This is a genomic window from Pseudoxanthomonas sp. PXM03 (genome assembly GCF_014852005.1).
Lineage (GTDB): Bacteria > Pseudomonadota > Gammaproteobacteria > Xanthomonadales > Xanthomonadaceae > Pseudoxanthomonas_A.
This window is the reverse complement of sequence record NZ_JACVAU010000001.1, coordinates 1,294,939-1,313,916: the sequence shown is the minus strand read 5'-3', so window position 1 is coordinate 1,313,916 and position 18,978 is coordinate 1,294,939. Positions and strand designations below refer to the sequence as shown.

Annotated in this window: 23 protein-coding genes; 14 read left to right on the top strand and 9 right to left on the bottom strand. The window is 67.8% G+C overall.

What is annotated here, in order from left to right; genetic code table 11:
* Positions 1 to 4 precede the first annotated feature (4 nt).
* The 3 genes from IB223_RS06070 to IB223_RS06060 all read left to right on the top strand — a co-directional run bounded on the left by IB223_RS06070 (position 5) and on the right by IB223_RS06060 (position 1,388).
* Positions 5 to 436, top strand: coding sequence for a hypothetical protein (locus IB223_RS06070; RefSeq protein ID WP_192200735.1), 432 nt, complete (start codon positions 5 to 7; stop codon positions 434 to 436).
* 142 nt (positions 437 to 578) lie between these two features.
* The gene (locus IB223_RS06065) at positions 579 to 1,001 is read left to right on the top strand and encodes a hypothetical protein (protein ID WP_192200734.1); all 423 of its coding nucleotides are present in this window, start codon (positions 579 to 581) and stop codon (positions 999 to 1,001) included.
* A gap of 45 nt (positions 1,002 to 1,046) precedes the next feature.
* The gene (locus tag IB223_RS06060; RefSeq protein WP_192200733.1) at positions 1,047 to 1,388 is read left to right on the top strand and encodes an MmcQ/YjbR family DNA-binding protein; all 342 of its coding nucleotides are present in this window, start codon (positions 1,047 to 1,049) and stop codon (positions 1,386 to 1,388) included.
* A gap of 50 nt (positions 1,389 to 1,438) precedes the next feature.
* On the opposite strand, the gene IB223_RS06055 is transcribed toward IB223_RS06060, so the two are convergent.
* Positions 1,439 to 1,663, bottom strand: coding sequence for a DUF2798 domain-containing protein (locus tag IB223_RS06055; RefSeq protein WP_192200732.1), 225 nt, complete (start codon positions 1,661 to 1,663; stop codon positions 1,439 to 1,441).
* Positions 1,664 to 1,690: 27 nt separating this feature from the next.
* Positions 1,691 to 2,182, bottom strand: a complete 492-nt coding sequence (locus IB223_RS06050; RefSeq protein WP_192200731.1) for a DUF2938 domain-containing protein — start codon at positions 2,180 to 2,182, stop codon at positions 1,691 to 1,693.
* Positions 2,183 to 2,278: 96 nt separating this feature from the next.
* Between IB223_RS06050 and IB223_RS06045 the strand changes: the two genes are divergently transcribed.
* The 5 genes from IB223_RS06045 (at position 2,279) to IB223_RS06025 (ending at position 5,232) form a co-directional block, all read left to right on the top strand.
* Entirely contained in the window at positions 2,279 to 2,692 is a 414-nt protein-coding gene (locus tag IB223_RS06045; protein WP_343227143.1) for a helix-turn-helix domain-containing protein, read from the top strand.
* Between the two features lie 93 nt (positions 2,693 to 2,785).
* Positions 2,786 to 3,931 (top strand): glycosyltransferase family 1 protein, encoded by a 1,146-nt coding sequence (locus tag IB223_RS06040; RefSeq protein ID WP_192200730.1) that lies wholly within the window; start codon positions 2,786 to 2,788, stop codon positions 3,929 to 3,931.
* Complete coding sequence (locus tag IB223_RS06035; protein ID WP_192200729.1) at positions 3,909 to 4,460, top strand: phosphatase PAP2 family protein; 552 nt, start codon at positions 3,909 to 3,911, stop codon at positions 4,458 to 4,460. The genes IB223_RS06040 and IB223_RS06035 overlap by 23 nt, the downstream gene beginning before the upstream one ends.
* Positions 4,461 to 4,595: 135 nt before the next feature.
* A complete protein-coding gene (locus IB223_RS06030; RefSeq protein WP_142123959.1) occupies positions 4,596 to 5,027 on the top strand; it encodes a hypothetical protein in 432 nt (143 codons plus the stop codon).
* Positions 5,020 to 5,232 (top strand): helix-turn-helix transcriptional regulator, encoded by a 213-nt coding sequence (locus IB223_RS06025; protein WP_142123958.1) that lies wholly within the window; start codon positions 5,020 to 5,022, stop codon positions 5,230 to 5,232. The genes IB223_RS06030 and IB223_RS06025 overlap by 8 nt, the downstream gene beginning before the upstream one ends.
* Before the next feature lie 34 nt (positions 5,233 to 5,266).
* Here the strand turns inward: IB223_RS06025 and IB223_RS06020 are convergent, their stop codons facing one another.
* The 7 genes from IB223_RS06020 to creB all read right to left on the bottom strand — a co-directional run bounded on the left by IB223_RS06020 (position 5,267) and on the right by creB (position 11,225).
* Positions 5,267 to 6,157, bottom strand: a complete 891-nt coding sequence (locus IB223_RS06020) for a carbon-nitrogen hydrolase family protein (protein WP_192200728.1) — start codon at positions 6,155 to 6,157, stop codon at positions 5,267 to 5,269.
* Complete coding sequence (locus IB223_RS06015; protein WP_192200727.1) at positions 6,154 to 6,759, bottom strand: GNAT family N-acetyltransferase; 606 nt, start codon at positions 6,757 to 6,759, stop codon at positions 6,154 to 6,156. The genes IB223_RS06020 and IB223_RS06015 overlap by 4 nt, the downstream gene beginning before the upstream one ends.
* 82 nt (positions 6,760 to 6,841) lie before the next feature.
* Entirely contained in the window at positions 6,842 to 7,117 is a 276-nt protein-coding gene (locus IB223_RS06010) for a hypothetical protein (RefSeq protein WP_192200726.1), read from the bottom strand.
* A complete protein-coding gene (locus IB223_RS06005; RefSeq protein WP_192200725.1) occupies positions 7,117 to 7,521 on the bottom strand; it encodes a hypothetical protein in 405 nt (134 codons plus the stop codon). The genes IB223_RS06010 and IB223_RS06005 overlap by 1 nt, the downstream gene beginning before the upstream one ends.
* An 88-nt stretch (positions 7,522 to 7,609) precedes the next feature.
* Positions 7,610 to 8,983, bottom strand: a complete 1,374-nt coding sequence (creD, locus tag IB223_RS06000; RefSeq protein ID WP_192200724.1) for a cell envelope integrity protein CreD — start codon at positions 8,981 to 8,983, stop codon at positions 7,610 to 7,612.
* Positions 8,984 to 9,073: 90 nt separating this feature from the next.
* Complete coding sequence (gene creC / locus IB223_RS05995) at positions 9,074 to 10,513, bottom strand: two-component system sensor histidine kinase CreC (protein WP_192200723.1); 1,440 nt, start codon at positions 10,511 to 10,513, stop codon at positions 9,074 to 9,076.
* Position 10,514: 1 nt separating this feature from the next.
* Positions 10,515 to 11,225: a two-component system response regulator CreB gene (gene creB, locus IB223_RS05990; protein WP_192200722.1), complete on the bottom strand. Its 711-nt coding sequence runs from the start codon at positions 11,223 to 11,225 to the stop codon at positions 10,515 to 10,517.
* Between creB and rlmJ the strand changes: the two genes are divergently transcribed.
* The 6 genes from rlmJ to mfd all read left to right on the top strand — a co-directional run bounded on the left by rlmJ (position 11,224) and on the right by mfd (position 18,867).
* Positions 11,224 to 12,081 carry a 23S rRNA (adenine(2030)-N(6))-methyltransferase RlmJ gene (gene rlmJ, locus IB223_RS05985; RefSeq protein ID WP_192200721.1) on the top strand — a complete coding sequence of 286 codons (858 nt, stop codon included), beginning with the start codon at positions 11,224 to 11,226 and terminating at the stop codon, positions 12,079 to 12,081. The two genes, creB and rlmJ, sit on opposite strands and share 2 nt — an antisense overlap.
* Before the next feature lie 79 nt (positions 12,082 to 12,160).
* Positions 12,161 to 13,114, top strand: a complete 954-nt coding sequence (locus IB223_RS05980) for a DUF808 domain-containing protein (protein WP_192200720.1) — start codon at positions 12,161 to 12,163, stop codon at positions 13,112 to 13,114.
* Between the two features lie 55 nt (positions 13,115 to 13,169).
* A complete protein-coding gene (locus IB223_RS05975) occupies positions 13,170 to 13,718 on the top strand; it encodes a GNAT family N-acetyltransferase (RefSeq protein WP_192200719.1) in 549 nt (182 codons plus the stop codon).
* A gap of 114 nt (positions 13,719 to 13,832) precedes the next feature.
* On the top strand, positions 13,833 to 14,882 hold the full coding sequence (locus IB223_RS05970; protein ID WP_192200718.1) for a class I SAM-dependent methyltransferase: 1,050 nt from the start codon (positions 13,833 to 13,835) through the stop codon (positions 14,880 to 14,882).
* A 20-nt stretch (positions 14,883 to 14,902) separates the two neighbouring features.
* The gene (locus IB223_RS05965; RefSeq protein ID WP_192200717.1) at positions 14,903 to 15,175 is read left to right on the top strand and encodes a DUF4242 domain-containing protein; all 273 of its coding nucleotides are present in this window, start codon (positions 14,903 to 14,905) and stop codon (positions 15,173 to 15,175) included.
* Positions 15,176 to 15,279: 104 nt separating this feature from the next.
* Positions 15,280 to 18,867 carry a transcription-repair coupling factor gene (gene mfd, locus IB223_RS05960; RefSeq protein WP_192200716.1) on the top strand — a complete coding sequence of 1,196 codons (3,588 nt, stop codon included), beginning with the start codon at positions 15,280 to 15,282 and terminating at the stop codon, positions 18,865 to 18,867.
* The last annotated feature ends 111 nt before the right edge of the window (positions 18,868 to 18,978 follow it).

Sequence of the window (18,978 nt, the reverse complement as noted above, 5' to 3'; positions counted from 1 at the left end):
CCCGATGAGGCCGTCGAAGCGCAAGCGTCCGTGGCTGCGCAGGCTCGTGCTGGCCGCACTGATCCTGGCGGCGTATCCCGCATCCGTCCTGACCTATACCTGGTCCCACGTCCTGCAGAGTCCGCTTCCGGGTGGCAGGCATGGGCCGCTGGACGCGTACCGGCACACCCTGGCCAGCGCCGTCGTGGCCTATACCCTGGACGCGCGTGCCGTCCACCTCGTCAATGGCGTCATGGAGCGGCGCGGAAAGCGCGCCAACACCATGGACATCCAAAACAACCTGATCGGTGCCGGGATCGGATCGCGCGCGACCCGGTTCGCGGACATCGAGCCGATGGTGGCGCGTCGCGTGGCATCAGGCTGCATCGACGCTGCTTCACCGGACCAGACGACGTGGTTGCCGCAGAGCGCGTGGAAGGAAGGGTTCGCGTGGTGACCCTGTGGCGCGTTCCGGGTGGCATCAACCCCCATGTCCGACAGCGTGTCTCTCGGCCGGCGCGGGCTCGGCTATAGTCGCCCCCAGTCGCGGCCGGCCCCACGCCGACGGGCAGTCCCTCGCATCCTTGCCGGAGGTTGTCATGAAGCGCGTGTTCCGTTTGATCCTTGCCGTCATTGCCGGCCTGTTCGTCGGCAGCATCGCCAACATGGCGCTGGTCATGCTCAGTGGCCATGTCATCCCGCCACCGGCCGGCGTGGACACCACCACGGCGGAAGGCCTGAAGGCGGCGATGCCGCTGTTCGAGCCGAAGCATTTCCTGTTTCCCTTCCTGGCCCACGCCATCGGCACGCTGGTGGGCGCCTTCGTCGCCACGCTGGCGACGCCCGGCCGGACCCGCGGCCCCGCGTGGGTGGTCGGCGCCTGCTTCCTGATCGGCGGCATCGCCGCCATCACCATGCTGCCCTCGCCGCTCTGGTTCACCGTGGTGGATCTGGTGTTCGCTTACCTGCCGATGGCGTGGCTGGGGCACCGGATGGCGGCGCGGGGGCAACGCGCGGCCTGAGGGTCACGGAGCGCCACCAACGCAACGTTGCCCGCCGGGGACACTATGAAGATCGCCGATGTCCGCACGCATGCGTTGTCGCTGGACGCCGTCACCGAGGAACCGCACCACACGTATTCGTCGTTCCGCGTGCGCGGCAGGATTTTCGCGACGATTCCGCCGAAGGAAACGCACCTGCACGTGTTCGTTGGCGACGAAGACCGCGAGCAGGCGCTGGCGATGTATCCCGGGTTCGTCGAGAAGCTGTTCTGGGGCAGCAAGGTGCTGGGACTGCGCGTGGACCTGGCCCGCGCCACGCCCGCGATCGTCAAGGCACTGGTCGTGAAGGCCTACGAGACCCGCGTGCGCAAGGATGCGGGGCCGCCACGCAAGCGCGCACCGCGCTGACCTGCGGTCCCGTACGTTCGGGCATACAGCCACCTGCATCCATCGCGCCATCAAACCGTCAGCTTGGCGACGGTCCGGCGCACCCACGGGGCTACCAGCGTGACGGCGAGGAAGGCCACCGGCCACGTCGTGGCGCAGCTGCGCGCCCAGGTTGCCAGGAAGTCCGCATGCAGTCCCTGGTTGATCAGCAGCACGAACGCGGACACCAACGACACCATGATGGCGGAAAGCAGCGCACCGAATAGCAGCGGCGCGAAACGGGCGGGAATACGCATGGGGAGACTCCTGTTGGAAGAACGGGATCAGAAGGAAAACAGCAGACGTACGAGCAGGGCCGACAGATAAAGCCCTGCACCGAACATCAGGTGGTTCAACACGCTGTGCATGCGCGCATTGGCCGGACGCGGCGTCCTGGACGCCGCGACGCCGGCGCCCATGCCGGGCTGCATCAGCAGGAACGGAACGGCGACGGTGACCAGGCCCACCAGGAGTGCCGGCCCCGGCGTAGGGTCACGCAGCCACGCAACGCCCCAGACAATGGGGAGCACACCGGCAAAGGCGATGCCGGTCAGGTAGTGCGCGCACCAGCCCAGCGTCCGTTCGCCGCGGACGGAGGCGCTCCGGGCGATGGCGGCATGGCGGAATCGCCCCGTCGGCATATGGCCGAGCCAGCGGCCCACCAGGGCATAGTCGGCGGTCGGCACGCCGAAGAGGCCGCGCCGCAGCAGGCCCCAGGCATCCATCGCGAGTGTGGCGCCGATGCCGATGAGCAGCGTGCGGATCACAGAATCCATGTCGATCTCCAAGAAAGGTCCGGCGCTGGCTTGTGCCGCACGACCGTTGCGCGCACGATGCCACTTCAAGTCGACTTGAAGTCAAGCGGGGTTCTGGTGGACATCGGCGAGGTTGCGAAACGATCCGGCTTGCCCGCGTCGACACTGCGCTACTACGAACAGAAAGGGCTGATCGCGTCGATCGGACGCCATGGCCTGCGCCGCACCTTCCATTCGGACGTACTGGAACGCCTGGCGCTGATCGCCTTGGGGCAAACGGCTGGGTTTTCGCTCGACGAAATCGCGGCGATGTTCGGCGCCGATGGCCGACCCGACATCGACCGCCGCAGCCTGCGCGCGAAGGCGCGCGAACTGGACGTGATGATCCTGCGCCTGACCGCGATGCGCGACGGACTGCGCCACGCTGCGGCCTGCTCAGCCCCCAGCCACCTGGAATGCCCACGGTTCCGGCATCTGCTGAGCCAGGCGACCACGGGCGGCCGCCGCTCAGACAAGCCGAAGAAGCGCTGAGTCGCCTTCTTCAGCAGCGTCATGTAGCGGTAACCGCACCGCAATACTCGCTACATCTCCCGCCCCCAGCATGCGCAAAACGTGGAGTTGCGCATGCGCTTTGCCATCGTCACCGAGACGTATCCGCCGGAAGTCAACGGCGTGGCCCTCACCGTGCAGGGGCTGGAAACCGGCCTGCGCCAGCGCGGGCATGCCGTCTCCCTGATCCGGCCGCGCCAGCCCGCCGACGCCGCCGACAGCGGAGACACACTGCTGGTGCGTGGCGCCAGTCTGCCGCGCTACCCCGGACTGAAGTTCGGCCTGCCTGCGACGCGCCGCCTGGTGGCGCAATGGAAGGCTTCTCCTCCCGATGCCATCTACGTGGCGACGGAAGGCCCGCTGGGATGGTCGGCGCTGCGTGCCGCGCGGCGGCTCGGCATCCCGGTGGCGACAGGATTCCACACCCGCTTCGACGAATACATGCGCGACTACGGCGTGCGCTTCCTGCAGCACACCGCACTGCGCTGGATGCGCCGCTTCCATAACGGCGCGGACGCCACGCTGGTGCCGACGCGCGAACTGGCCGACTTCCTGCAGTCGCAGGGCTTCCATCGCGTGGTGCGGCTGGCGCGCGCCGTGGACGCGCGCCACTTCAGCCCATCGCGACGCGACGCGACGCTGCGTGCGGCATGGGGCTTGGGGCCGGACGACCTCGCCGTGATCTACGTGGGTCGCATTGCTGCGGAGAAGAACCTCGAGTTGTCGATCCGGGCATTCCGCCGCATCCAGCAGCTGCAGCCGACGGCGAAATTCGTCTGGGTCGGCGACGGACCGGTGCGCGAGCGGCTCGCGCAGGAGAATCCGGACTTCATCTTCTGCGGCGTACAGCGTGGCGATGCGCTGGCGCGGCACTTCGCCAGCGGCGACCTGTTCCTGTTCTCCAGCCATAGCGAAACCTTCGGCAACGTGACGCTGGAAGCGATGGCCAGCGGTGTACCGACGGTGGCGTTCAACTACGGCGCCGCGCGCGAGCACCTGGTGGATGGCGTGCACGGCGCCGCCGTCGACAACGACGACGACTTCATCGGGGCGGCATTGCGGTTGGCGGGCGATGCCCCTGCGCGCCGCGCCATGGCCGATGCCGCCAGCGACGCGATGCGCGCGCTTCACCCGGACCAGGTGTCCGCCGATTTCGATGCCCTGCTGACCGATCTCGCCCTGACACGGAGAAGCCACCATGCGTCCGTTGCTGCCGCGTAACCCCCTCATCGGCCGGGACACCGGCTGGTGCCTGCTCGCCAATCGCTGGGGCGAATGGAACGGCGTGCGTCGTTTCTTCGCCCTTGTCAGCCGGCTGGGCGACGGCGTGTTCTGGTACGTGCTGATGGCGGCGCTGGTCGTCGCCGATGGCCTGGACGGGCTGGCGGCTTCGGCGCACCTGGCGGCGACCGGTGTGATCGCGCTGACGCTGTACAAGGCGTTGAAGCGCTGGACGAAGCGACCACGCCCGTTCGCGTCGGATGTACGCATCCGCGCATGGATCGCGCCGCTGGACGAGTTCAGCTTCCCGTCCGGCCACACGCTGCACGCGGTGGCCTTCACCATCGTGGCGTTGGCGCACTACCCGGTGCTGGCCCCCCTGCTGATCCCGTTCGCCGCCTGCGTGGCGGTCTCGCGCGTGGTACTGGGCCTGCACTACCCCAGCGACGTGCTGGCAGCGACGGTCATCGGCACCGCACTGGCGACGCTTTCGATCTGGCTGGTGCCGGGCGTAAGCCTGCTGGGCTGAGCCGGGTACCGGCCAGAGCGACAAGAAGATCGAACTCGGAGTTACCTTTAATCAACTCAATGTTAGTTTTTATTGACATCGAGTAAATCAAACATTACCTTACTCCCCGTCCATCCACCAACGGGGAGCACCACCATGCTGTCGAAAGAACGTTTCGCCTGGGTCTGGCTGACGGCGCTGGCCGTCGTGTTCGCGCTGTACTTCACCTATATCTCGGTCAATGCCGACGCTGTCGCCGGCATGCACATGGGGCAGCGGATCGGCCTGCTCGCGATCGCGCTGGGCTCGCTGGGGGTGATTGCCCTGCTGACGACCCTGTTCGGACGCCATCGCGAAGAAGACGGCACGCCCACGCCCATCGACGAGCGAGACCGCCGCATCGAAGCCCGCGCCTCGGTCTACGCCTACTACGTGCTCATGGCCGGCATCATCCTCGTCGGCTGCGTGATGCCCTTCACCACCGGCGGCTGGACCATCGTGCACGCCACCCTGCTTGCGATCGCCGCCGCCGAATGCGTCCACGCCACGCTGGTCATCCATGGCTATCGTCGGGGCGGACATGTCTGAGGCCCGGGTCACCAACCAGATCCGCACGCTGCGCTTCCTGGCAGGCGAAATGACCCAGGCCGACCTTGGCAAGCGCGTGGGCGTGACGCGGCAGACGATTGCCGCGATCGAGGCCGGCAAGTATTCGCCCACGCTGGAATGCGCGTTCCGCATCGCGGAGGTGTTCGACAAGCCGCTGGTCGAAGTGTTCGGCTGGGAGCGCTGAACACCGGAACAAGCAGGAGCGCCAAAGGGTGCGCCTACAAGGGATCGAACCCGACCGCTCTCGCCCGCACCAGCGACGGCCGCCATTGCCCCGACCAGTCGCAGTCGTTGGCAACCTGGGCATTGGCCCGGCTGCGCTCCAGCGCTTCAACGTCGAGATCCGCGATGGCCCACACCTGGTTGTCGCGGGTCTGCACCACCACCCCGTCATCGGGCAGGCCGCGATCCATGGGCGCGAAGATCGCCGCCTCGCCGGTGTTGACGTCGAGGGCGGGACTCCACGCAGCTTCGCCCGCGGTGACCGACTGCGCCACGAACATCCGGTTCTCCAGCGCACGCGCCAGGCAGCCGACACGCACACGCGTAGCGCCGGCATCCGTATCCGTGCAGCTGGGCACCAGCAACAGGCGCGCACCGGCCTCGGCCTGCGCACGCACCGGCAGCGGGAATTCGCAGTCGTAGCAGATGGACACGCCGGCACGCACGCCGTCGATGTCGAAGACCTTCAGCGCATCGCCGCCCTCGATGACGCCCAATGCTTTCTCGAAACCGGTCAGCTGCAGCTTGTCCTGCCATGCGTACGCGCCCTGCGGCGCGAACACATCGCTACGGTTGCGGTAGCGGCCATCGCCCTGCGCCAGCAGGAAGCTGCCGGCCACGATGTGCAGGTCCAGCTCCACAGCCAGCCGCCGGTACAGTGCCAGCCAGTCATCGCGATAGCGCTGGATCGCCGCCAGCGATGCGTGCAGGTCGGCCCGCGTGGCACTGTCGAAGGTCGCGGCCAGTTCCAGCGACAGGTACTCCGGCAGGACAGCGATGCGTGCGCCGAGCGTAGCGACCTCACCGAGCACAACGGCTTGTCGCTCGGCGAAGTCACCGAAATTCGCAGGCGCCTCGACGACGTACTTGGCGACGGCGACCTTCATCGCAACGGTCCCAGTCCGCGCAACCAGAACGTCAGCGCATGATCCACCTCGCCGCGGCCGATCTCGTTCCACGCCAGCCGCATCGTCATGCCCGATTGCCGTGTATAGCCGCGTCTGTCCCAGAACGCCTCATGGGTGCGATGCCCGACCGGCCTGCGAGGATCGTCCGCATCGCGATCGACCGCGCAGAAAGCCGTCCACCCGAACCGTCCCAGTGCGCGCGCATGCGCTTCGCGGTGGTCGAAGAACGCGTGGCCGATGCCATGGCCGCGGTAGGCCGGCAGCAGCACGGATTCGCCGAAGTAGAAGACGTCCTCGGGATCCATCCCGCTGTCCAGGAACGGCTGGCGGAAGGCTTCGGTGTCGTCCGCCAACGGCAGGCCGGTGGATGCACCCACCACCTCCCCGCCCTGCATCGCCAGCACGAACACGCTTTCCGCCGAGCGCGCATACGCGGCCAGGTAATCGCGCTCGAAGTCCAGATCGCCTTCGTAAAGGTAGGGCCAGTCGCGGAACACGGTCACCCGCAAGCGCGCGACATCGTCAAGCCAAGGCGTGATTTCCGGCCCACGGAAGAGGCCGATGGTATGCGCAGAGTTCATCCCTGAACTCTAGCGCACGCCACCGGCCGGGGCGAGGCAACCCGGATCCGTCCGTTGTGCGTTACTCCGACGCGCCCGCTCCTCAGGCTTCGAGCCGATACCCGTGCTCCATCCCCCGGCGTACCGCGATACTTGCGCAGATCGCGACGAGAAGGGCCAGCCACACCGGCAGGACCATCGCAGGCGCAAACATCTCTTCCACAGCGAGCCCGTTGCAGAACCACCCGACGCTCCACGCCATCGCCACCAGGATAAGCGGCTGCAGTGGCCTGAAGAAAAAGCCGGCGACTGCCGCGACGAGAGCGATGACACCCAACGGAAGCGCGAACGCCATTGTGGCTGCGAGCAAAAGCATCATCAGCGATCCCGCCAGCCGTAGACGACAAGACGCGCCGTCGGCAGCACCGCGAGCCAGGCATCCCGGCCCACCTCTCGGGTGAGGTATGCGCCGTCACGCAAAGACGCCTCCAGGCTGCGCCACCGTCCCGGCGCGATGCCGTCGTGCGCCGTGCCCATCCATTCGCCGCAGACCACCGCGTGTCCTCCCTGTCCCTCTGGTGACAGGTGCCGCCAGGCTTCGTAGTACGACAGTGCGCCACCCGACAGTGCGCCGCGCGAGCATGTCGCTCCGTCGAAATAGGCCAGGCCCTCGTGCTGGATGGCGTCGACCGCGTGACGTGCCAGTTCCAGCGCGACCGCACCACGCGACTCGCGCCCCAATAGCAGACCGAAGAGCAGGTATCGCAGCTGTCCAGAGGACATCGCCACTCCGTGCAGGCCTGCAGTCTGGATCGCGGCGGGGAGCAACTGTTGCGCCCGATGATAGATACGCACCCGATTCATGGCCGCCTCAGCGCAGTTCCGTGCCCAGCGCATACCAGTCCACCTTGCGGGTGACCCACATGATCACGGCCAGGATGCCGAACAGCAGCAACGAGCCCATCAGCAGTGCGTTGTTCTCGGATTTCAGCAGGATGTACAGCACGCCGTACAGCGCGGTCAGCATGGTGGCGAAACCCGCCGCACGCAGCCAGCTCTGCAGCACGCCCGACAGGTAGAAGAACTGCAGTCCTATGCAGGCGGCGGCAGAGACCAGATAGGCCTGCCAGAACGCGATGTGTTCGGACAGGCTGAGCAGCAGCAGGAAGAAGATCGCCAGCGCCAGGCCCACCAGCAGGTACTGCAGCGGATGGATCGGCAGGCGCTTGATCAGTTCGAACAGCGCGAAGCCAACGAAGGTCAACACCACGAACAGGATGCCATACTTGCTGGCGCGGTCGACCTGCGTGTACACGTCAACGGTGTCCGCGAGGCTGACCACCGCGCTGTCGATGGCGGTGTCGCTGCTGTCCTCGGCAGCGTAGCCGGATGGCGTGGCGCTCAACGACGGCGGCTGGGTCAGTTTGCCCGATGCAGATTCCAGCTGGCTCTGCGCCGCGCTCGCCAGCGAAGAGACCTGCCAGCGCGCGGTGAAGCCCGCATCGCCCAGCGTCTTGCTGTTGGGCAGGAAGCGGCCACCGAACAGCGGCTGCCGCCAGGGGGAACTCATCGCGATGTCGTTGCTGTCCGCGATCGGCGCGATGCCGAGCGTCTGGGTGCCAGCCAGTGCCATGTCCAGGTGCACCTCGCTCGCGGGCAGGGCGCCGCCCTGTACCTCCAGCAGCGCGTGGATGCCTTCCATCCGTGACGACATCGCGCCGGTGCCGGCGGCCAGCGTCCGCGGCACGCCATCGACCTTCATCGACGGCGTGCCGACCAGGCCGCGCACATCGGCCATCCCAACCACCACGTAGGGCTGCCCGTAGATGCGCCCGTCGGCACCCGGCACCTGCAGGGGTGCGAAGCTCGCCTTCATCGCCGCCTTCCATTCGTACACATTGACCGTGTACAGCCCGATGCGCCGCTCGCCCGGCTGCAGGCGACCGTCCACCGCCAGGGTGGCAGGGGTCTGCAGCAGGTAGCCCTCCTTCACATCCCGGCGCACCTCGGGCTTGCCGTCTTCGTTCAACGCGTTGACGAGGCGCTCTTCGCGCCAGGGGATGACACGCAGCGGGCCGACCACCTGCTGTGGCCCGGCCATGCTCTGCGAGACGCGCGTTTCGGCCAGCTTACGGTAACGCTCGCGGTCCTGGATGACCCCGCGGATCATCACCAATGGAATGAGCAGCAGCAGGACCAGCCCGCCGACGGTGAGGAAACGCAACAACAACTTCAATGACTTCATGTCGATGCCCCCGGTTGGATACGGGATGCATCGTCCAGTGCCGGTGTGCAACCGGCAGGAAGCGTGTTTGAAGGCTGTGTGAAGTGCGGACTAGAGCCTGGGCAGCGACAGCACCGCTTCGGCACCACCGTCGTGGCGGTTGTCCAGCGTGGCTTCGCCACCATGCAGGCGCATCACTTCGCGCACGAACGGCAGGCCCAGGCCGGAACTGCGCTGGCCGCCATCGGGCCGAGGCAGCGAATAGAAGCGCTCGAACACGCGCTCGCGTGCGAAGTCGGGCACGCCTGGCCCGCGGTCGCGGACGATGAAGCGCACCAGTCCGTCCGTGGCCTCGACCGCGAGCTCCACCGTGCCGCCCGGCGGCGAAAAGGCGATGGCGTTGTCCAGCAGGTTGCCCAGTGCGCGCCGCAGCAGGAAGGCGTCGCCTTCCACCGCCCAGGCTCCCGTCTGCGGCACACGCACCACGTCCACGCCGTGCGGGGTGAGCTTGGCGTCCAGGCCCTGCACCACCTCGTCCGCCAGCGCCGAGGTATCCACGCGCTCGCGGCGCTGCAGCCAGCCGTGCTGTTCCACTTCGGCCAGGGCCAGCAGCTTGTCGATGGTCTCGGTGAGGCGGTGTTCCTGGGTCTGGATGTTGCGGACGAAACGCTGGTGGTCCGCTTCGGGCAGGGGCTCCTGCAGCAGCTCGGCGGCACCGCGGATCGCGGCGAGCGGGCTCTTCATCTCATGCGTGAGCGACTGCACGTACTGCTCGACGTACGCCTTGCCCTGCAGCTTGCGGCGCATGGTCTCCAGCGCGCGGCCGAGGTCGCCGATCTCGTCGGCGCGCGGGCGTGGCGGCGGCACCGGCTCACCCGCGCTGACCGCCTGCGCGTAGCGGTTCAACCCGCCGATGCCGCGCACCAGCCACCACGTCATCAGCACGCCGATCAGGGCGGAGATGCCGATCAGCCAGGCGCCGCGCAACAGGATGCTGCGCTGGCTGGCGACGATGAAGGGCTCGATGCTGCGATTGGGCTGCGACAGCGTCAGCACGCCCAGCAGCGTGGCGCGATCGGCCGGATCGTAGATCGGCGCGGCCACATGCATCACCGTATTGGTCTCGTCGCCGGGCGCTTCGGGACTGGAACGGGCCCCGTATTCGCCGCGCAAGGTGCGGTAGACATCGTTCCAGCGCGAGTTGTCGCGGCCTACATCGCGTCCCTGCGAGTCGAAGACCACCGTGCCGCGCGCGTCGGTCACGGTGACGCGATAGTCCACGGAGCGCTTCTGGAAACGCCATACCCAGGCCTTCGGATCACGCTGCTGCGCCTGGGCCACGTTGCCGGCGAAGGTTCCCCCGGCGATGCGGCCCGCCTTCAGGTCGTCGGCGGCCATCTCGGCCAGCATGTTGGCCGCATCGACCAGCGTGGATTCCATCGCCTGCCGCACGCCCGGCTTCACTTCGTTGACGAACACCCGCATCACGAAGAACGCGGCGATGCCGACGATCAGGAAGAAGCCGAGGACGAGCTTCAGCCCCAGCCGCATCTCAGGCCTCGATCGCGTAGCCCAGCCCGCGGTGCGTGCGGATTGGGTCGGGGTCGGCGCCAGCCGCGCGCAGCTTGGCGCGCAGCGTCTTGACGTGGGTGTCGACGGTGCGGTCGGCGCTGTCGGCGTCGCTGTCCCATCCGCGGTCCATCAACTGCGCACGACTGAGGATCGCGCCCGGCCGCTGCAGCAGTGCATCCAGCAGCGCGTACTCGTAGCGGGTCAGGTCCAGCAACTGCTGCCGGTAGCGGATGCGGTGGCCGTCGCGGTCGATGGCGAAGTCACCGCGCGCGGTCCATTCGCCCTCCACGGCCTTGACCGTACCGCCGGCACGCCGCAGGCGGGCGCGCACGCGCGCCACCAGTTCGCGTGGCGAGAAAGGCTTGGTGACGTAGTCGTCCGCGCCCAGTTCCAGCCCCAGCACGCGATCGATCTCGTCGTTGCGCGCGGTCAGGAAGATCACCGGCACGTCACTGAAACCGCGCAGTTCTCGGCAGACATCGAAGCCGCTGGCGTCGGGCAGGCCGACATCGAGCACCACCACGTCCACGCCGCCGGCGCGCACGCGCGGCGCGACCTCGCGCGCCAGCAGGCAGTGGTCGGCTTCGATGCCTTCGCTGCGCAGGGCATACAGCACGGCATCGGCGATGGCGGCTTCGTCTTCGGCAATCAATACACGGGGCATGGCGCAAGCATATATGCTGCGCGCCATGAATTACCGCCATGCCTTCCACGCCGGCAACCATGCCGATGTCCTCAAGCACATCGTGCTGCTGGCCATGATCGATGCGCTGAAACGCAAGGACGCGCCGTTCTTCGTGCTGGACACGCATGCCGGGCGCGGCCGTTACCTGCTGGGCGGTACGGAAAGCCGCAAGACCTCCGAAGCCGACGAAGGGGTGTTCAAGCTGCTCGATGCGCCGCGCATGCCGGAACTCGTGGAGGCCTATCTTCGTGCGGTGCAGGCGAGCAACCCGGTCGGCGCGCTGGTCGCCTACCCCGGGTCGCCGCTGCTGACCGCGCAGGCCCTGCGCGCCCAGGACCGGCTGGCGGCCTGCGAACTGCAACCGGACGAAGCGCAGGCGCTGAAGGACCTGTTCGCCGGCGACGATCGTGTTGCCGTCCATGCGCGCGACGGTTACGCGGCGATGAAGGCGCTGCTGCCGCCCCGTGCAGGCGCGCAGCGCATCGCACGCGGCCTGGTGCTGATCGATCCGCCCTACGAAGCCCAGGATGCCGAGTACCCGCAGATCATCGCCTCGCTGCGCGATGCCCTGGAGCGTTGGCCGGCCGCGACCTACGCGGTCTGGTATCCCATCAAGCAGCGGCGCACGCTGTCGCCGTTCTTCCGCAAGGCGACGTCGCTGCCCTCCAAGGGGGCGTTCGTCGCCGAGTTGCAGGTCCGGCCGGACGACTCGCCGCTGCGCCTCACCGGCAGCGGCATGCTGGTGCTCAATCCGCCTTGGCAACTGGACAAGGCGCTGGCGCCGGTGCTGCCGGCGCTCGCTGCCGCCCTGGGCGAGGCCGGCGCCAGCCACCGGCTGGAGTGGCTGCGCGCACCGGACTGACCCCGGCGGCGGGATCACGCGGCCCGGTCAGGGCGCTGTGCGAGAATCGCGCCCTTCCCCTTCACGACGACCCTCATCCATGGCCGGATCCAGCCTCTTCGCCCTGATCGACGACATCGCCACGCTGTTGGACGATGTGTCCGTGATGACCAAGGTCGCTGCGAAGAAGACGGCAGGTGTACTGGGCGACGACTTGGCACTGAATGCCCAGCAGGTCACCGGCGTGAAGGCGGACCGCGAATTGCCCGTGGTGTGGGCGGTGGCGAAGGGATCGGTGGTCAACAAGGCCATCCTGGTGCCGGCCGCGCTGGCGATCAGCGCACTGGAAACCTGGCTGCACGGCAAGGGCTACAACGTCCCGCTGGTGACGCCGCTGATGATGCTGGGTGGCGCCTTCCTGTGCTTCGAGGGCGTGGAGAAACTGGCGCACAAGTTCCTGCATGGCAAGGACACGGACAGCGAGCACCACGCCGAACTGGTCAAGGCGGTGCAGGACACGAACGTGGACATGGTCGCGTTCGAGAAGGACAAGATCCGCGGCGCCATCCGCACCGACTTCATCCTGTCGGCGGAGATCATCGTCATCTCGCTGGGCACGCTGACGGGACGCACCTTCATGGAGCAGGTGCTCACGCTGGTGGCGATCTCCGCAATCATGACCGTGGGCGTCTACGGCCTGGTGGGCGGCATCGTGAAGCTGGACGATGCGGGCCTGGCATTGACCTCCGATGTCCGCGAGAGCGGCTGGGCGCGGTTCAAGCGCGCCTTCGGCCGCGGCATCCTCTACAGCGCGCCCTACCTGATGAAATTCCTTTCCATCGCCGGCACCGCCGCGATGTTCCTCGTCGGTGGCGGCATTCTCGTCCACAGCATCCCGGCACTGCACCACTTCATCCAGCCTTACGCGGAAGGCAGCGTGGGCTGGTTGTGGGAAGGCCTGTTCAATGCAGGCGTCGGCGTGGTGGCCGGTGCGATCATCGTGGCCGTGGTCACCGCCATCTCGCGCCTGCGCGGCAAACGCCACGGCGCCTGAACCAGCGACGCCACGGCCCTCGCCCCGTCTCCGGATTTCATGCGAGCATCACACCATGACCGCGCCGAAACGCCTCCCGCCCTGGCATGAACACTTCCGCCTGCCCAGTGGGCGCGAACTGCTGATCCGGCCGATCCGGCCCGAAGACGCCGGCCCCATCCAGGGCGCGTTCGGACTGCTGGGTCCGGAGGAAATACGCCACCGCTTCCTCTACGCACTGAAGGAACTCACGCCGGAGATGGCGCAGCGGCTGGCGCATCCCGACCCCAATACCGAATTCGCGCTGGTCGCCGCCGAAACGCTGCCGCCGGGCGAAGCGCTGGTGGGCGCCGTGGCCCGCGCGGCCATGGTGCCGCGTACGCGCGATGCCGAGTTCGCCATCCTGGTCAGCCACTTCATCGCCGGCCAGGGGCTGGGCCGCCACCTGATGCGCAAGCTCGCCAAGTGGGCGCGCTCGAAGAAGCTCGACCGCCTGTATGGCGACGTGCTGGATTCCAACCAGCCGATGCTCGCGCTGGCGCAGTCGCTGGGGTTCAAGCGCGTGCGCGAGAACGACGGCTCCGGTCTGGTCCGCGTGGTACTGGATCTCAACGAAGAAGCCTGAGGCGCGCAGCGCTGGCGTTCCGATCAACGGCCGCCCAGGCATCGGCGCGCAGGCGTAGGCTGCCGTGCAGGGGGCTGGCGGCAAGCCCTGCCGTGTTCGCCCAGGTCACGGCCCATGGCTATCGACAATGATCGCCTGAACACCTTCCTCGGCCGCGCTGTCGGCGATCTCGGCGCGGCGATCAGCGCTACGCTGATGCTGGTCGGCGACCGCCTGGGCTTGTACCGCGCACTGGCGGCATCCCCTGCCACGCCTGCCGACCTCGCGCAGCGCACGCACACGCACGAGCGCTATATCCGCGAATGGCTGGCCAACCAGGCGGCCGGCGGCTACGTCACCTACGACGCCGACAGCGGACGTTACTCGCTCGATGACGCGCAGGCGCTCTGCCTGGCCAGCCCCGACAGTCCCGTCGACCTGGCCGGCGCCTACTACATCGTCGAAGCGGCCTTCCATGCGCTGGAACGCACGACCGAGAACTTCCGCACCGGCCAGGGCATGGAATGGGGCGAACACCATGCCTGCCTGTTCCACGGCACGGAACGCTTCTTCCGTGCCGGTTACCACGCCCACCTGCTGACCGAATGGCTGCCCGCGCTGGATGGCGCGGTCGAGAAACTCGGGCACGGCGCACGCGTGGCCGACGTGGGCTGCGGCCACGGCGCCAGCACGCTGCTGATGGCAAGAGCCTTCCCGCATTCGCAGTTCGTCGGCTACGACTACCATGCCGATTCCGTCCGTACCGCCAACGAGCGTGCAAGCGCCGCCGGCATCCGCAACGCGCGTTTCGAGGTGGCCGATGCGGTGGGCTATGACGAAGAAGACCTCGACCTGGTGACTTTCTTCGATTGCCTGCACGACATGGGCGATCCGATCGGCGCGGCCCGGCATGCGTACCAGGCCCTCAAGCCGGATGGCCACTGCCTGCTGGTGGAGCCGTTCGCCGGCGACCACGTACAGGACAACCTCAACCCGGTGGGGCGCGTCTATTACGGCGCTTCTTCGCAGATATGCGTACCGGTATCCCTCGCCCGCCACGGCCCCGCGCTGGGCGCCCAGGCCGGACAGGCCCGGTTGCAACAGGTGATGGCCGAAGGCGGATTCCGGCGTTTCCGGCGCGCGGCGGAAACGCCGTTCAACCTGGTACTGGAAGCCCGTCCCTGAACCTTGCCGAGGAATCCGCCATGCCCCGCTACCTGATCGAACGCGATATCGAAGGCGCCGGCCTGATGACGCCGGCCGAGCTCAGGACGGTCGCGCAGAAGTCGTGCAGCGTGCTGGGCGAACTCGGCCCGCAGGTGCAGTGGGAACACAGCTACGTCACCGACGACAAGATCTACTGCGTCTACCGCGCGCCCAGCGAAGCACTGGTCCGCGAACACGCACGCCTCGGCGGGTTTCCGGCCAGCCGCATTTCCGCGGTGACGCAGGTGATCGACCCCCTGACCGCCGAGTGACCCCAGCCGGGCGTGACGGCCAGCCGGCGCGCGCTTGGTAAACTCCACCTCCCTTCGCGCTGGGTACCCCACGGTGTCCGGCGCTGCCGCTGTTTTGTGTACCCATGACCGATACCAAGAAACCTGCCCTGCCCGCTCCGCCACTGCCTCGTGGCGGCCAATCCCGTGCCTGGTGGCGCGCGCCTTCGTCGCCCACCGCGCTGGCCTGGTCCATCGCCGCGGCCGCACGCGCGCATCCCGGCCCGGTGCTGGTGGTCGCGCGCGACAACCACGAGGCGCACCAGCTGGAAGCGGACCTGCACACGCTATTGGGCACGACAGCCGACGTGCCGGTGGTGCCGTTCCCGGACTGGGAGACGTTGCCGTACGACCAGTTCAGCCCGCACCCGGACATCGTGTCGCAGCGCCTGTCCGCGCTGCACCGCCTGCCGACGCTGTCGCGCGCGATCGTGGTCGTGCCTGTGCAGACGCTGATGCAGCGCCTGTCGCCGCTGCGCCACATCGTCGGCGGCAGCTTCGACTATCGCGTCGGGCAGCGCCTGGACTTCGACGCCGAAAAGCGCCGGCTCGAAGCGGCCAGCTACCGGCACGTGCCGCAGGTACTGGACCCGGGCGACTTCGCCGTGCGTGGCGGCCTGCTGGATGTCTATCCGATGGGCGCGGAGGCGCCGCTGCGGATCGAACTGCTCGACGACAGCATCGACTCGATCCGCCATTTCGATCCGGAAAGCCAGCGCTCGCTCGACAGGACCGATGCCGTGCAATTGCTGCCCGGGCGCGAAGTACCCCTGAACGAGCGTTCGGTGGAGCGCGCGATGACGCTGCTGCGCGACCGCTTCGACGTGGACACGCGCCGCAGTGCCCTGTATCAGGATCTGAAGTCCGGGCTGGCACCGGCGGGCGTGGAGTACTACCTGCCGCTGTTCTTCGACCAGACCTCCACGCTGTTCGACTACCTGCAGGAAAACACGCTGCCCGTGCTCACCGATGGCTTCGGTGAAGCCGCCGAGGCCTTCTGGGCACAGACCCGCAACCGCTACGAGCAGCGCCGCCACGACATCGAACGCCCGCTGCTGCCGCCGGACGAGCTGTACCTGTCACCGGACGGCCTGCGCGAGCAACTCAACCAGCGTGCGCGCATCGAAGTCTGCGGCGCGCAGCACAGCCGGCAGGCCGATGCGCTGCCGCTGGGCGACCAGCCGTTGCCGCCGCTGCCGGTCGCGGCGAAGGACGCGCCTGCGGGCGACGCGCTGAAATCGTTCCTCGGCCACTACCCGGGCCGCGTGCTGATCGCCGCCGACTCGCCGGGTCGGCGCGAAGCGCTGCTGGAAGTGCTGCAGGCGGCGGAACTGAAGCCAATGGTGGTCGCCGACTTCAGCGCCTTTCTCCCTTCTCCCGCCGGGAGAAGGTGGCGCGAAGCGCCGGATGAGGGTGCGGCGGAGATCTCGACGACGGAGCCATCGCGCACGTTCCGCACCCTCACCCCAACCCCTCTTCCGGGGGGAGAGGGGCTTCCGCGCTTCGCCATTGCAGTGGCGCCGCTCGCCGACGGCTTCGCCCTCGACGACCCGCGCATCGCGGTACTCACCGAACGCCAGTTGTTCCCCGAGCGCGCCACCCAGGCGCACCGGCGCAAGCGCACCGGCCGCGAACCGGAAGCGATCATCCGCGACCTCGGCGAGCTGACCGAGGGCGCGCCCATCGTCCACGAGGATCATGGCGTGGGCCGTTATCGCGGCCTGATCGCGATGGACGTGGGCGGCATGCCGGGCGAGTTCCTCGAGATCGAATACGCCAAGGGCGACCGCCTGTACGTGCCGGTCGCGCAGTTGCACCTGATCAGCCGTTATTCGGGCGCGTCGGTGGAAACGGCACCGCTGCATTCGCTCGGGGGCGAAGCCTGGGCCAGGGCGAAGAAGAAGGCGGCGGAGAAGGTGCGCGACGTGGCCGCCGAGCTGCTCGAGATCCAGGCGCGCCGGCAGGCCCGCGCCGGCCTGGCGCTGCACCTGGACCGCGCGATGTACGAGCCGTTCGCGGCAGGCTTTCCGTTCGAGGAGACACCCGACCAGCACCATGCCATCGAAGCGGTCATCCGCGACCTGGCCAGCAGTCAGCCGATGGACCGCGTGGTCTGCGGCGACGTCGGCTTCGGCAAGACCGAGGTGGCCGTGCGCGCCGCCTTCGCTGCGGCCAGCGCCGGCAAGCAGGTGGCGGTGCTGGTGCCGACCACGCTGCTGGCCGAGCAGCACTACCGCAACTTCCGCGACCGCTTCGCCGACTGGCCGCTGAAGGTGGAGGTCCTGTCGCGCTTCAAGACCACCAAGGAGATCAAGGCCGAGCTCGACCGCCTGGCGGAAGGCAAGCTGGACGTCATCGTCGGCACGCATCGCCTGCTGCAGTCGGACGTGAAGTTCAAGGACCTCGGGCTGGTGATCGTGGACGAGGAGCAGCGGTTCGGCGTGCGCCAGAAGGAAGCGCTGAAGGCGTTGCGCGCGAACGTGCACCTGCTGACGCTGACCGCCACGCCCATCCCGCGCACGCTCAACATGGCGATGGCCGGCCTGCGCGACCTGTCCATCATCGCCACCCCGCCGGCCAACCGCATGGCGGTGCAGACCTTCGTCACGCCGTGGGACGCGGCCATGCTGAAGGAGGCCTTCCAGCGCGAACTCGCGCGTGGCGGCCAGGTGTACTTCCTGCACAACGACGTGGAGAGCATCGGCCGCATGCAGCGCGACCTGCAGGAGCTGGTGCCCGAAGCACGCATCGGCGTCGCGCACGGGCAGATGCCGGAACGCGAGCTGGAACAGGTGATGCTGGATTTCCAGAAGCAGCGCTTCAACGTGCTGCTGTGCACGACCATCATCGAATCGGGCATCGACATCCCGAATGCGAACACCATCATCATGAACCGCGCCGACAAGTTCGGCCTGGCGCAGCTGCACCAGTTGCGCGGCCGCGTCGGCCGTTCGCACCACCGCAGCTACGCGTACCTCGTGGTGCCGGACAAGCGCAGCATCACCGCCGATGCGCAACGCCGGCTGGAAGCCATCGCCTCGATGGACGAACTGGGCGCCGGCTTCACGTTGGCCACGCACGATCTTGAAATCCGCGGCGCCGGTGAACTGCTGGGCGAGGACCAGAGCGGCCAGATGGCCGAGGTGGGCTTCAGCCTGTACACCGAACTGCTCGAGCGCGCGGTGCGTTCGATCAAGGCCGGCCACCTGCCCGACGTGGACCTGGGCCAGGAGCGCCGCGGCGCCGAGGTTGAGTTGAACGTGCCGTCGCTGATCCCGGACGACTACCTGCCCGACGTGCACACGCGCCTGACGCTGTACAAGCGCATCAGCAGCGCGCGCGACAAGGAGGAACTGCGCGACCTGCAGGTGGAGATGATCGACCGCTTCGGCCTGCTGCCGGATCCGGCCAAGTACCTGTTCGCCACGGCGGAACTGAAACTCGCCGCGAACGAGATGGGCATACGCAAGCTGGAACTCGGCGAGCATGGCGGCCGCATCGTCTTCGAGGCCAAGCCGAAGATCGACCCGATGGCCGTGATCCAGCTGATCCAGAAGCAACCCAAGCTCTACACGATGGAGGGTCCGGACAAGCTGCGCATCAAGGTGCCGCTGCCGGAGGCGCCCGACCGTTTCAATGCGGCCAAGGCATTGCTGACCACGCTGGCGGTGTGATGCAACTTGGCCCTTGCAGGAGGGGCTCCAGCCCCGATTTTTTTCGGTCAGGTGAGGGACGACGAAGCAGGAAGAAGCATCGGTGCTGAAGCCCTTCCTACGGGGGTGAGG